General features: G+C 69.7%; 10 protein-coding genes. 6 read left to right on the top strand and 4 right to left on the bottom strand.

Translation table 11 applies throughout. The features are described from left to right. Positions 1 to 136 precede the first annotated feature (136 nt). The 6 genes from H9L17_RS13450 (at position 137) to H9L17_RS13425 (ending at position 6,502) form a co-directional block, all read left to right on the top strand. Positions 137 to 1,084 (top strand): alpha/beta hydrolase, encoded by a 948-nt coding sequence (locus tag H9L17_RS13450; protein ID WP_187569929.1) that lies wholly within the window; start codon positions 137 to 139, stop codon positions 1,082 to 1,084. A gap of 64 nt (positions 1,085 to 1,148) precedes the next feature. Beyond that, positions 1,149 to 1,598, top strand: coding sequence for an SUF system Fe-S cluster assembly regulator (locus H9L17_RS13445; protein ID WP_187569928.1), 450 nt, complete (start codon positions 1,149 to 1,151; stop codon positions 1,596 to 1,598). Between the two features lie 10 nt (positions 1,599 to 1,608). Then, positions 1,609 to 3,054 (top strand): Fe-S cluster assembly protein SufB, encoded by a 1,446-nt coding sequence (sufB, locus tag H9L17_RS13440; RefSeq protein ID WP_187569927.1) that lies wholly within the window; start codon positions 1,609 to 1,611, stop codon positions 3,052 to 3,054. Positions 3,055 to 3,204: 150 nt separating this feature from the next. Next, positions 3,205 to 3,966 carry a Fe-S cluster assembly ATPase SufC gene (gene sufC / locus H9L17_RS13435; RefSeq protein ID WP_187569926.1) on the top strand — a complete coding sequence of 254 codons (762 nt, stop codon included), beginning with the start codon at positions 3,205 to 3,207 and terminating at the stop codon, positions 3,964 to 3,966. Continuing rightward, positions 3,966 to 5,225 (top strand): Fe-S cluster assembly protein SufD, encoded by a 1,260-nt coding sequence (sufD, locus tag H9L17_RS13430; protein ID WP_187569925.1) that lies wholly within the window; start codon positions 3,966 to 3,968, stop codon positions 5,223 to 5,225. The genes sufC and sufD overlap by 1 nt, the downstream gene beginning before the upstream one ends. Before the next feature lie 2 nt (positions 5,226 to 5,227). Beyond that, positions 5,228 to 6,502, top strand: a complete 1,275-nt coding sequence (locus H9L17_RS13425; RefSeq protein WP_187571975.1) for a cysteine desulfurase — start codon at positions 5,228 to 5,230, stop codon at positions 6,500 to 6,502. Positions 6,503 to 6,649: 147 nt separating this feature from the next. On the opposite strand, the gene H9L17_RS13420 is transcribed toward H9L17_RS13425, so the two are convergent. The 4 genes from H9L17_RS13420 to H9L17_RS13405 all read right to left on the bottom strand — a co-directional run bounded on the left by H9L17_RS13420 (position 6,650) and on the right by H9L17_RS13405 (position 13,043). Further along, complete coding sequence (locus H9L17_RS13420) at positions 6,650 to 7,078, bottom strand: type 2 periplasmic-binding domain-containing protein (protein ID WP_187569924.1); 429 nt, start codon at positions 7,076 to 7,078, stop codon at positions 6,650 to 6,652. Positions 7,079 to 7,087: 9 nt separating this feature from the next. Then, on the bottom strand, positions 7,088 to 8,272 hold the full coding sequence (locus tag H9L17_RS13415) for a hypothetical protein (protein ID WP_187569923.1): 1,185 nt from the start codon (positions 8,270 to 8,272) through the stop codon (positions 7,088 to 7,090). A gap of 184 nt (positions 8,273 to 8,456) precedes the next feature. Continuing rightward, the gene (locus H9L17_RS16165) at positions 8,457 to 11,213 is read right to left on the bottom strand and encodes a methyl-accepting chemotaxis protein (protein ID WP_187569922.1); all 2,757 of its coding nucleotides are present in this window, start codon (positions 11,211 to 11,213) and stop codon (positions 8,457 to 8,459) included. A gap of 171 nt (positions 11,214 to 11,384) precedes the next feature. Next, positions 11,385 to 13,043: a phosphoethanolamine transferase gene (locus H9L17_RS13405; protein WP_246455094.1), complete on the bottom strand. Its 1,659-nt coding sequence runs from the start codon at positions 13,041 to 13,043 to the stop codon at positions 11,385 to 11,387. Between the last annotated feature and the right edge of the window lie 32 nt (positions 13,044 to 13,075).

The raw sequence follows: 13,075 nt of genomic DNA, 5'->3' as shown, positions 1-13,075 counted from the left end.
CTCCGCAGCGCCCGCGCCGCGACCACGGCCACCCGTCAGCCATCCTCGCTGACAGCTGTCACCTGGCGGCGCTGCGGTCAACCCGTCGCCGTGGCGATGCGTTGCCGCACTCGTCCCTCTCGACGGAACGACCGCCATGCGCAACGCCACCGCCATCGCCCCGCTGCTCGCGCTCTGCCTGCTCGCCACCGCCGCGACGCCCGCGCCCGCGCAGCAGCGCCTGCGCGAACGCATCGCCCAGCGCATGGAGCAGCGCCGCGGCCACGACGCGCCGGCCGCGTCCGCGCTGCCCGCCGGCACCCGCGTCGAGCGCGACATCGCCTACGGCCCGGATCCGAAGCAGCGCTACGACGTCTACCTGCCCGCCCGCGCGCGGCCGGATACGCCGATCCTGTTCATGGTCCACGGCGGCGGCTGGCGCAACGGCGACAAGCGCATGCGCAACGTCGTCGGCAACAAGGCGGCGTACTGGCTGGAGCGCGGCTTCGTGTTCGTCTCCGTCGACTACCGGCTGGAGCCCGAGGCCGACCCGCTGCGACAAGCGCGCGACGTCGCCGCCGCGCTGGCCTCGATGCAGCGGCGCGCGCGCCAATGGAACGCCGATCCGGCGAAAACCATTCTGATGGGCCACTCCGCCGGCGCGCACCTGGTGGCGCTGCTGGGCAGCGATCCCGATGGCCTGCTGCGGCAGGCCGGCGCGCGGCGCCCGCTCGGCGTGGTGTCGCTGGACAGCGGCGCGCTGGACGTGCCGGCACTGATGGGCCAGCCGCGGCTGCCGCAGCTCTACCGCGACGCGTTCGGCAGCGACCCCGCCTACTGGCGCTCGGCCTCGCCGCAGCAGCAGTTGAGCCGGAACGGCCTGCCGATGCTGCTGGTCTGTTCCAGCACCCGCCGCGTCCCGACCTCGCCCTGCGACGAAGCGCGCAAGTTCGCCCGCCGCGCCGGCGCGCTGTCGGTGCCGATGCAGGTGATGCCGGAGCCGCTGGAACACGGCGAGATCAACGACCGGCTCGGCCTGCCCTCGGCCTATACCCGCGCCGTTTCCGACTGGATCGACCGCGCGTTGATGCAGGTCAGGCGCTGAAACTTGGCGGCGGCGGCCCGAAAACGTACAATTTCAGTACCGATTAAACCGCCCCCGCCCCGTCATGCTCCGCGTCACCCGGCTGACCGATTACGCCACCGTCGTCCTGACCGTGCTCGCCGCGCGGCCCGACGCCGTGCTGAGCGCGCCGGAGCTGGCCGAGCGCGCCGGCCTGGAAGCGCCCACCGTCGCCAAGGTGCTCAAGCCGCTGGCCGCCGCCGGGCTGGTGGAAGGCTTCCGCGGCGCCAACGGCGGCTACCGGCTGGCGCGCCCGGCCGGGGCGATCAGCCTGGTCGAGATCGTCGAGGCGATGGAAGGCCCGCTCGGCATGACCGAATGCAGCGTCGCCAGCGGCCAGTGCGGCATCGAACACAGCTGCGGCGTGCGCGCCAACTGGCGGCGGATCAACGACGTGGTCGCCGAAGCGCTGGGCAACGTCTCGCTGGCGCAGATGCTGGAACCGCCGCAACACCCCGCGCGCCGGCGCATCGACGCCCGGCTGGCGCAGGCCTGAGGAACACCCCATGACCGAACAGCAGAACGCTTCCATCCACGCCCAGCTCGGGCGCAAGTACGACGCCGGCTTCATCACCGACATCGAGACCGACTCGCTGCCGCCGGGCCTGGACGAGGACATCATCCGCGCGCTCTCGGCCAAGAAGCACGAGCCGGAGTGGATGACCGAATGGCGCCTGGCCGCCTACCGCCACTTCCTGACCATGCGCCAGCCGGACTGGGCCAAGCTGAAGATCGGCCCGATCGACCTGCAGGCGCTGTCCTACTACAGCGCGCCGAAAGGCCCGAAGTACAAATCGCTCGACGAGGTGCCGCAGGAGCTGATCGACACCTACGACAAGCTCGGCGTGCCCCTGCACGAACGCGCCAAGCTGGCCGGCGTGGCGGTGGACGCGGTGTTCGACTCGGTCAGCGTGGGCACCACCTTCAAGAAGGAGCTGGCGGCGGTCGGGGTGATCTTCACCTCGATGAGCGACGCCATCCAGAACCACCCCGAGCTGGTGCGCAAGTACCTCGGCTCGGTGGTGCCGGTGGGCGACAACTACTTCGCCGCGCTCAACTCGGCGGTGTTCTCCGACGGCAGCTTCGTCTACATCCCCAAGGGCGTGCGCTGCCCGATGGAGCTGTCGACCTACTTCCGCATCAACGCCGGCCACACCGGCCAGTTCGAGCGCACCCTGATCGTCTGCGAGGACAAGGGCCACGTCTCCTACCTCGAAGGCTGCACCGCGCCGATGCGCGACGAGAACCAGCTGCACGCGGCGGTGGTGGAGCTGGTCGCGCTGGAAGACGCCGAGATCAAGTATTCGACGGTGCAGAACTGGTATCCGGGCGACGAGAACGGCGTCGGCGGCATCTACAACTTCGTCACCAAGCGCGCCGAATGCCGCGGCGCGCGCAGCAAGGTGACCTGGACGCAGGTGGAGACCGGCAGCGCGATCACCTGGAAATACCCGAGCTGCGTGCTGACCGGCGACGATTCGACGGGCGAGTTCCACTCGGTCGCGCTGACCCACCACTACCAGCAGGCCGACACCGGCACCAAGATGATCCACATCGGCAAGCGCACCAAGTCGAAGGTCGTCAGCAAGGGCATCAGCGCCGGGCGCGGGCAGAACACCTACCGCGGACTGGTGAAGGTCGCCGCCGGCGCCGACGGCGCGCGCAACCACACCCAGTGCGACAGCCTGCTGATCGGCAAGACCTGCGGCGCGCACACCTTCCCCTACATCGAGGTAAAGAATCCCGGCGCGACGGTGGAACACGAAGCGACGACCTCGAAGATCAGCGACGACCAGCTGTTCTACTGCCGCTCGCGCGGCATCGGCGAGGAGGACGCGGTGAGCATGATCGTCGACGGCTTCTGCAAGTCGGTGTTCCGCGAATTGCCGATGGAGTTCGCGGTGGAAGCGAAGAAATTGCTGGATGTGAGTCTGGAAGGCGCAGTGGGATGATTTTTTCCTTCTCCCTCCGGGAGAAGGTGGCGCGAAGCGCCGGATGAGAGGAGGCACGTCCGATCGGCACCATTGACGACTAACCGAACCCTCACCCCAACCCCTCTCCCGACGGGAGAGGGGCTCAAGCACAAGAACGGAAACACGAGCATGTTGAAGATCGACAACCTCCACGCCAGCGTCGCCGGCAAGGAAATCCTCAAGGGCCTGTCGCTGGAAGTGAACGCCGGCGAGGTGCACGCCATCATGGGGCCGAACGGCGCGGGCAAGTCCACGCTGGGCAACATCCTCGCGGGCCGCGACGGCTACGAGGTGACGGCGGGTTCCATCACCTTCGACGGCAAGGACCTGCTGGAGCTGGAACCGGAAGAGCGCGCCGCCGCCGGCGTGTTCCTCGCCTTCCAGTATCCGGTGGAAATCCCCGGCGTGAACAACACCTACTTCCTGCGCGCGGCATTCAACGCGCAGCGCAAGGCGCGCGGCGAGGAGGAGCTGGATTCGATGCAGTTCCTGAAGCGGGTGCGCGAGAAGCTGGCCGTGCTGCACCTGAAGGACGAGTTGCTGCATCGCGGCGTCAACGAAGGCTTCTCAGGCGGCGAGAAGAAGCGCAACGAGATCTTCCAGATGGCGCTGCTGGAGCCGAAGCTCGCCATCCTCGACGAAACCGATTCCGGCCTCGACATCGACGCGCTGAAGGCGGTGGCCGACGGCGTCAACGCACAGCGTTCGCCGGAGCGCGCCTTCCTCGTCATCACCCACTACCAGCGCCTGCTCGACTACATCAAGCCGGACGTGGTGCACGTGCTGGCCGACGGCCGCATCGTCGAAACCGGCGGCCCCGAGCTGGCGCTGGAACTGGAAGCGCACGGCTACGACTGGATCCGCCAGCGGATCGGGCCGGAGGCGGCGTGATGAGCGCCCTGCTCGGCTCCCTGGCCGCCGGCTTCGAGGGCGACGCCACCCGCCGCGCGCTGCTGGACGAGGTGCTGCGCGACGGCCTGCCGGCACGCGCGGAGGCGTGGAAGTACACCTCGCTGCGCCAGCTGGAGCGCCGCAGCTTCGCACAGGCCAAGGCGGTGGCCGTCGATGCCACGCTGCTCGCCGCCATTCCCGCGCCGCGCATCGTGTTCGTCAACGGCCAGTTCGATGCGACGCTGAGCGACCTGACCACACTGCCCGCTGGCATCGACGTGCGCCCGCTGTCGCGGCTACTGCAAGGGGACGATCCGCGCGCAGTCAATTTCCTCGAACGCCGCTACCAGCGCATCGACGAACCTTTCGCCCGCCTCAACGCCGCACTGGCGCGCGAGGGCGCAGCGATCCGCGTGGACGCCGGCGTGCGCGCGGACGCGCCGCTGCATCTCGTCCACGTCGGCGCGGCACAGGGCGGTGGCGATGCCGCCTGGCATCTGCGCCATTTCGTCGAACTGCGCGAAGGCGCATCGCTGCAACTGGTGGAACACGAACTGGCCGCCGGCGAGCACGCCCACCTCGGCAACGCGCTGCTGCACGCGCACGTCGCCGACGGCGCGCGCCTGTCGCATGTCCGCGTGCAGGACGCCGCCCCGCGCGCCACCCTGTTCGCGCGCACCGACGCGGTACTGGCGCGCGAGGCCGGCTACGCGCGTACCGACCTCGAACTCGGCGCCGCCCTGTCGCGGCACGAGCTGAACGTGCGGCTGGAAGGCAATGGCGCGGCGCTGCAGGCCGACGGCGTGCTGCTGGCCGACGGCCGCCGCCACGTCGACACCCGCCTCGGCATCGACCACATCGCCCGCGACACCGCCTGCAACCTCACCTGGCGCGGGCTGGCCGGGCAGCGCGGCAAGGCGGTGTTCCACGGCGGCATCGTGATCCGCGAGGGTGCGGACGGCACCAATGCCGACCTGTCGAACAAGAACCTGCTGCTCTCCAACGATGCCGAAATCGACACCCAGCCGGTGCTGGAAATCCACGCCGACGAAGTGAAGGCCGCGCACGGCGCGACCGTCGGCCAGCTCGACGCCACCGCGCTGTTCTACCTGCGCTCGCGCGGCCTGCCGGAGCCCGAGGCGCGCGCGCTGCTGACCGGCGCGTTCTGCCGCGAAGTGGTGAGCGGCATCGAGGACGAGGCCACACGCGCACTGTGCGACGCGGCGCTGGATCGCGCGCTGGCGCGGCTGGGCGCATGAGCATGCACGGCCAGGAGTACTCCCTCCCCAACCCTTCCCTGCAAGCAAGGGAGGGAGCCAAGGGCATCGACTGGGCCGCAGTCCGCGCCGACTTCCCGCTGCTGCGGCGCGAGGTGCACGGCAAGCCGCTGGTCTACCTGGATTCCGCCAACACCGGCCAGAAGCCGGCCTGCGTGATCGAGGCCACCGACGATTTCTACCGCCGCCACAACGCCAACGTCAGCCGCGCCGTGCATGCGCTCGGCAGCGAGGCCACCGAGGCCTACGAAGGCGCGCGCGGCAAGCTGGCGCGCTTCCTCGGCGTGCGCGGCGACGACCTGGTGCTGTGCAGCGGCACCACCTTCGCGCTCAACCTGGTCGCGTATTCGTGGGCGCTGCCGCGCCTGCAAGCGGGCGATGCGATCCTGCTCACGCGGATGGAGCACCACGCCAACATCGTGCCGTGGCAGCTGGTCGCCCAGCGCACCGGGGCGACCATCAAGGTGGCCGAGCTGCTGCCGGACGGCAGCCTCGACCTCGACGGCCTGTACGCCGCGATGACGCCGGAAGTGAAGCTGCTCGGCATCGCCCACGTCAGCAACGTGCTGGGCACGGTCAACCCGGTCGCGACGATCTGCCGCGAGGCGCGCAGGCGCGGGATCGTCAGCGTGGTGGACGGCTCGCAGGCCGCGCCGCACATGCCGGTGGACATCGCCGCGATCGGCTGCGACTTCTACGCCGTCACCGGCCACAAGATGTGCGGCCCCACCGGCACCGGCGCGCTGTGGGCGCGGCGCGAGCATCTGGAGGCGATGCCGCCCTTCCTCGGCGGCGGCGAGATGATCAAGGAAGTCCGCTTCGACGGCACCGTGTTCAACGACCCGCCGCACAAGTTCGAGGCCGGCACACCGAACATCGCCGGTTTCGTCGGCCTGGGCGCGGGGGTCGATTACCTGTCGGCGCTGGGCATGGAGGCGATCGCCGCGCGCGAGCGCGCGCTGCTGGCGCACGCCACCGAGGAGTTGCTGAAGATCGACGGCCTGCGTCTCTACGGCAGAGCAAAGGACAAGGCGGCCGTCATCAGCTTCGCCATCGACGGCACCCATTCGCACGACCTCGCCACCCTGCTCGACCTGGAAGGCGTGGCGGTGCGCTCCGGCCAGCACTGCGCGCATCCGCTGCTGCAATGGCTGGGCGTGGGCACCACCTGCCGCGCATCGCTGGCGTTCTACAACACGCACGAGGAAGTCGATGCGTTCGTCGCCGCACTGCGCAAGGTGAAGCGCCTGCTGGCGTGAACGATCCCGCGCCGCATGGCGGCGCGGGGCATTGCCGCTTCGGAAAATCGGGCCGATGCCGTCCGCGGAAACGGCAACCACGCATCGGCCTGTCGCACCGGACCGGCGCCATCCGCCTCGGCGGAATGGCGCCAACCCATCGGCACGTCAGGGCTTGAACACCACCTTGACGCTGCCATCGACCGCGGCGTCGCTGATGTAGCCCACGGCCGCCGGATTTTCGGCCAGCGCGGCCTTGACCGCGGCGTCGCCCGACACCTTGCGCGGCGGCTGCGCCTTGCCGGTGAAGGTCAGCTGCGACCAGTACGCCTTCATCTGCGCGGCGTTCTTGTCCGCGACCTTGTCGTAGAACTCGTTGCGGACGGCCGAGCCGTCGGCCTGGTCGACGGGCTTGGCGACCCGCCCGTTGGGCAGCGCGTCGGTCTTGGCCAGGAAGATCTGCGACACCTGCGCCTTGCTCAGCGTGGAGACGTCGCTTTTCGAGGACATCACGACCACCACGCCCGCCTGCACCATCGAGCTGGAGAAGGCCAGCGCCGTCAGCAAGGCCAATCGCCGGTTGAACGGAAGTTTCATGGTCTCACCTCAGAAAACGAAATCGACCGAGGCCGACAGCAGGTTGTAGCCCCGCCCCGGCAGGAAGCCCGGCTGCTGGTTGCCGAGACCGCCGAACGAACCGGCGTGGTTCTTGATGTGGCTGGCCTGCAGCTTGATCGCGATGCTGTCGTGCACGTCCCAGCGCAGCGCGGCGCCGATGCTGTGGCGGCTGCTGTTGTTGCTCAGCACCGCGCCGTTGAGCAGGCCGAACGGATCCAGCGCGCCCGGCAGTTCCCGCCCGCCGGAATCGACGTGGGCGACGGTGAGCGACTGGGTCAGGCTGCCGTGGCGGAAGCCCACGCTGGCGTAGCCGGAGGTGGTCTTGCCGCTGATCGAGGGGCTGTAGTCGGCCTGGATGGCCTCGGTGCGCAGGAACCAGTTGCCCGGATCGTAGCTGTAGCCGATGCCGCTGAAGCTGCCGTCCACGTCGCGCGGGTCGAGCCGTGCGGCCATTTCCGCCAGCGCCGGGATCGGCAGGTTGCGGTAGGTGTCGAACAGGGTGTTGATGTTGTCGGTGACGTAGTGCACCTGGCCGCGGATGTGGCTGACCCGGAAGCTGGACGAACCGTGGTCCACCTGCACGGCGATGCCGCGCATCGCGTCCACGTCGGCCTTTTCGGAATCGATGCGGCCGTAGAAGCCCTGGATGCCGATGACGGCATCGCCCGCGTTGATGTTGTACACGCCCTCGACGCCGTCCATCGGTAGCAGGTAGTTGTAGACCTCCTGCGGCGGACGCGCCCACGGCATCGCGTAGCCGACGCGCTGGTACTCTGACAGCATGTACAGCGGCGCGGTGATGCGGCCGAGGCGCGCGCTGAACTTGGACGAGAAGCGGTACTTCACGTGCGCCAGCGAGATTTCCGGCTTGTAGGATTCGGTGACCGCGTATTCGCTGACGGCCTGCAGCACGCCGCTGAAGTTGTCGGTGAACTGGGCGTTGAGCTGCACCGCGAGGCGCGAATCCAGCTTGCCGGAGGTGGAGCTGCTGGCGCCGACGCCCTCGTTGCTCTGGAAGTCCGGCGTCACGTCGGCCTTGTCCTCGCTCGAATGAGCGGCGCCGATGGTGCCGAAGCCGCTCAGCTTGAAGCGGTCGTCGCCGTCCTGCGCCCACGCGGTCTGCGCCAGTGCCAGGCTGATCGCCAGGGCGACCCATCGTTTCTTCTGATGCATAAGCATCCCTTTCTGGTGAATGTTCGGAATCGGATCGGCGCGGAAGAAGCGCCCGGGACGCCGGATGACCGGCCGCCGCTTGGAATAACGGCCGTTTAACAAATAAGTTGAGCCGTGGCCCGGATGAATCTCGCCCGACATTGAGACAGGCCATCCGGAGACGCCGGCGGCCCGCTCCTACTACTCAGAACTCCTGCCAGTGGTCGCCTTCGGCGGCGGGCGGCGCGCGCTTGGCCGGCTTTGGCGCGGCGGCCGGCTTCTTCGCCGGCTGCGACGGAGCCGCCTTCGGTGCCGCCGGGGAAACCGCTGATGCCGGCGCGCGCGCGACCGGCCGGGCGGCGGAGCTTTCCAGCTGGAACATCGCCACGGCCTCGACCAGCTGCCGGGCCTGTTCCTCCATCGAACGCGCCGCCGCCGTGGCCTCCTCGACCAGCGCCGCGTTCTGCTGCGTCGTCTCGTCCATCTGGGTCACGGTCTGGTTGACCTGTTCAATGCCGCTGCTCTGCTCCTGCGACGCCGCGCTGATGTCCGCCATGATGTCGGTCACGCGCTGCACCGAGGTCACGATCTCGCCCATCGTGCTGCCGGCCTGCCGGACCAGCTCCGAGCCGTCGGTCACCTTGCCCACCGACTCCTCGATCAGCTGCTTGATCTCCTTCGCCGCGCTCGCCGAACGCTGCGCCAGCGCACGCACCTCGCCCGCGACCACCGCGAAGCCGCGACCCTGCTCGCCAGCGCGCGCTGCTTCCACCGCCGCGTTCAGCGCCAGGATGTTGGTCTGGAACGCGATCCCGTCGATCACGCTGATGATGTCGGCGATCTTCTTCGACGAGGCTTCGATCGAGCCCATCGTCGCCACCACCTGTTCGACCACCTTGCCGCCCTGCGCCGCCACGCCGGCCGCGCCCTGCGCCAGCTGGTTGGCCTGGCGGGCGTTGTCGGCGTTCTGTTTGACCGTGGAAGTCAGCTCCTCCATCGACGCAGCGGTTTCCTCCAGCGAGGCCGCCTGCTGTTCGGTGCGCCGCGACAGATCGTCGTTGCCGCTGGCAATCTCGCTCGCCGCCGCGTTGATGTTGCCCGCCGCCTGCTGGATGTCGCCGACGATGCCGGTGAGCTGGGCCACCGTCGCGTTGGCGTCGTCGCGCATCCGCGCGAACACGCCCTGGTAGTCGCCCTCCATCCGGTGCGCCAGGTCGCCCTGCGACAGCGCGCGCAGCACGCCGGACACCTGCTCGACGCTGCCGGAAATGGCGGCCAGCAGGTTGTTCATCTGCTCCGACAGCTGCAGCAGGAAGCCGGTCTTGCCGGCCAGCGGAATGCGCCCGGACAGGTCGCCGTTGACGGCGTCCTCGATGATGCCGCTGACTTCCTGCTCGACCTGCGCCTCGACCGTGCGGTCGGACCATTCCACCACGTAGCCGACGCGCTGCCCGGCGGCGTCCGTCACCGGATTGACGATCAGGCGCATGAGGTGGCCGCCGACGTGGATTTCGCCGCGGTAGGTGCTCTGCAACGCGCCCAGCAGCTTGCGCTGGTGCGCCGGGTGTTTGTGGAAGACGTCGATGTTGCTGCCGACCAGCGTCTTCATGTCGAACTGCGGCAGGTCGCGGCGCAGATCCTGCTCCGCGCGGCCCAGCATCTCCATCAGCGGGCGGTTGGCGTAGATGATGTTGAGGCCGGCGTCGGCGATCATCACGTGGGTGGTGACCTCGTCCAGCGCGGTGCGGATGCGCAGGTCCTCGGCGGCGCGCGCGCGGTCGCGGTCGGAGCGCTCGCGAAGCTGGTCGACCATGCGCCGCTGCGCCAGCAGCAGCTGGCCCAGCTCGTCGTTGCGCAGTTCGGGAATGCGCGTGTCCAGCCGGCCGTCGGCCACGTCGCCGGACACCCTCACCGCCTCCGCCAGCGGCCGCAGCACCATGCCGCGCAGCAGCAGGTACAGGCCGGCGCACAGCGCGGCGGCGGCGAGCAGGCCGATCAGCACCACCAGCATCAGCTGCGAGCGCGCCGGCGCGGTCAGCAGCGAGCGCGGCACCAGCACGCCCAGCGAGAAGCGGCGGTTGTTCTCGCCCACCTGCAGCGGCGCGTAGACCTTCACCATGCCCTGGGCGTCGGCCTGGAAATCGGTATAGAGCTTGTCCTGCGAAGTCGCCTCCATGATCGCCCTGGCGACCGCGTCCTCGCGCTTCCTGCCGACGCTGGCCGCGTCCGGCGACGCCACCACCGTGCCCATCGGCGACAGCAGCTCGGCGCGGCCCACGCCCATCGGCCGCAGCTGGGCGACGCGCTGCTGCAGGGACGACAGCTCGAAGTCGGACGTGACCACGCCGAGCACCTTGTCGCCGTCCATGACCGGAATGGCGATGGTGGTCAGCAGCAGGGTCTTGCCGCCCACCTCGTAGGGATAGGGCTCGATGACGACCGGCTTCTTCAGTGTCTTGGGGGTGACGTACCAGGCGCCGAGGTCGGGATCTTCGTAGTCGCGCAGCGGCTCGGTGACCAGCTTGTCGCCGACCCGCGCCCAGTAGCTCATGAAGCGCCCGGTGGCGTCGTGCGAGGGCGCGTTGACGAACTCGGCGTCCTTGCCGTCGAAGGCGTCAGGCTCGAACAGCACGCACATGCCGGCGCGCTCGGGGTGCAGCTCCATCTGCTGCTTGAAGGTCTGGTCCACCGCCGCACGACTGATCTGGCCGCGCTGCATCTCCAGGTTCTCCGCCATGGTCTGCACCGCGTCGTAGGTGCGGCTCATCTCCACGGCCAGGCGCTGCGCCTCGAACTGGGTCAGGTTCTCCAGCTCGCTCTGCGAGACGGCCAGCAGCGCCTTGCTGCTCTTCCAGTAGCTGGTGGCGGCGGTCACGCCGAAGGCGGCCAGGGCGATCAGCGCGACCCCCAGCATCAGGCGGTTGGCAACGCTGCTGTTGCGGGACTGGCGGGTCTGGGTCATGGGCCTGGCGTCGGCTGGGAATGGGCTCGGGGCGGCCGGATCGCGCGGAATGCCGCGCACGCGGCGCCGATCCGCCCGTGCGGGACGTCCCGGCCCGATCCAGCCCCTTCCCGCAGATCAACGGCCAGGGCAACGCGTTCTTGAGTTCCCGGTGCGCGGCCGGCGCCGGCGTCAGCGCTTCCGGCAGGCCGCCAGCAGGTCGCGTTCCCCGCGGTAGGCCGAGGTGCGCACATCGAACGCGCCCAGCACCGTCGGGAACAGGTTGTCGTGGCTGGCGGGACGCTTGGCCGCCTCGCGCAGGCAGGCCAGGTCGATGCCGTCGCCGGCGGCGAAGCCGGGCGACAGCCACAGCGCCATCGGCACGTGCAGCTGTTGCTTCGGGGCGATGGCATACGGCGCGCCGTGCAGGAACAGGCCGTATTCGCCCAGCGATTCGCCGTGGTCGGACACGTACAGCATGGCCGCGTCGTGCCCGCCCTGCCCGGCCAGCAGGTCGATCAGCCGGCCCAGCACCGCATCGGTATAGAGGATCGCGTTGTCGTAGGCGTTGACGATGTCCGCCTTCTGGCAGCGGCTGAGCTCGGCGGTTTCGCATACCGGCGTCCAGCGCGCGAATTTCGGCGGGTAGCGCTCGAAGTAGTTCGGCCCGTGGTTGCCCAGCATGTGCAGGACGATCAGCGCGTCGCCGGGGATGGCGTCGATCTTCGCCTGCAAGCCGGACAGCAGGATCTCGTCGAAGCAGCGCCCCTCCGCGCACAGCGACGCGCCATCGGAAGGCCCCAGCGTCTCCGAAGCCTGGCGGATGCAGACGCCCTTGCAACCGGATTGGTTGTCGCGCCAGAGCACGCCGACGCCGGCGCGGGCGGCCACGTCGAGCACGGATTCGTGGCCGCGGATCGCGTCGCGGTCGTAGTCCGCGCGCCCGAACGGCGAGAACATGCAGGGCAGCGACACCTCGGTGCTGGTGCCGCAGGCGGTCACGTCGGGGAAGTTGACGACATCGCGCGCGGCCAGCTCCGGCGTGGTCTGGCGCGCGTAGCCGTTCAGGCCCCAGTGGTCGCCGCGCACGGTCTCGCCGACCACCAGCACCAGCAGGCGCGGCTTGCGCGCCAGCGCCTCGGGCGGACGCCGCGCGTCGGCGCCGACCGCCTGCACGGGACCCTTCGCCTTCTTCGACGGCTTGAGCACGTTGACCAGCGAGACGATGTAGTTGCCGGGGGTGATCTTGTAGCGCAGCACCAGGTCGCTGCGCATCAGCGCGAACACGCCCTGCGACGAGGCGCCCAGCGCCGCGCCGACCAGCAGCGCCATCGCCAGCAGGAAGCCGGCGCGCAGCAGCAGCGCGCGCCGCCAGGTCCGCCGCACCGGCCGGGTCAGCAGCACCAGCGCGGCCGGCAGCACGCCCAGCAGCAGCACGTGCAGCACCATGCGCACCGACACCAGCTCGCGGCTTTCGGCCGGATCGGTGTTCAGCACGTTGCGGACCATTTCCGCGTCGAACACCACCGCGTAGCGGGTCATGTACCAGTGCGCCAGCGCGGTGACCACCAGCAGCAGGGCCAGCAGCGGGCGCGCCAGCCGGCCCCAGCAGAACAGCCCGAACAGCAGCGCGTGCAGGGCGAACACCGCCACGCCCAGCGACAGCAGCACCCGCAGCGAACCGCTGCCGGCGCGTACCGCGTCCCACAGCGGGCCGTTGCAGGCCAGCACGAAGTACGCGCTGACCAGCGCGGCCAGCGCTTCGGTCGGCACCCGCGGCCGCCAGCGCGAACCGTCGCCGCCGTTGCCGTCCGTCCTGTCCGTTCCGATGCCGAGGATGCGCTTCAACACGGGCCGTCCGTCATCTCTGCCGATAGGGGCGC

Source organism: Thermomonas brevis (assembly GCF_014395425.1).
GTDB lineage: Bacteria > Pseudomonadota > Gammaproteobacteria > Xanthomonadales > Xanthomonadaceae > Thermomonas > Thermomonas brevis.
Note: the sequence above shows the minus strand (reverse complement) of the source record. Positions and strands in the feature narration are given on the sequence as shown.

Coding starts and splice junctions, on each gene's coding strand:
- H9L17_RS13450 (WP_187569929.1), top strand. CDS start 137: ATGCGCAACGCCACCGCCATCGCCCCGCTGCTCGCGCTCTGCCTGCTC.
- H9L17_RS13445 (WP_187569928.1), top strand. CDS start 1,149: ATGCTCCGCGTCACCCGGCTGACCGATTACGCCACCGTCGTCCTGACC.
- sufB (WP_187569927.1), top strand. CDS start 1,609: ATGACCGAACAGCAGAACGCTTCCATCCACGCCCAGCTCGGGCGCAAG.
- sufC (WP_187569926.1), top strand. CDS start 3,205: ATGTTGAAGATCGACAACCTCCACGCCAGCGTCGCCGGCAAGGAAATC.
- sufD (WP_187569925.1), top strand. CDS start 3,966: ATGAGCGCCCTGCTCGGCTCCCTGGCCGCCGGCTTCGAGGGCGACGCC.
- H9L17_RS13425 (WP_187571975.1), top strand. CDS start 5,228: ATGCACGGCCAGGAGTACTCCCTCCCCAACCCTTCCCTGCAAGCAAGG.
- H9L17_RS13420 (WP_187569924.1), bottom strand. CDS start 7,078: ATGAAACTTCCGTTCAACCGGCGATTGGCCTTGCTGACGGCGCTGGCC.
- H9L17_RS13415 (WP_187569923.1), bottom strand. CDS start 8,272: ATGCATCAGAAGAAACGATGGGTCGCCCTGGCGATCAGCCTGGCACTG.
- H9L17_RS16165 (WP_187569922.1), bottom strand. CDS start 11,213: ATGACCCAGACCCGCCAGTCCCGCAACAGCAGCGTTGCCAACCGCCTG.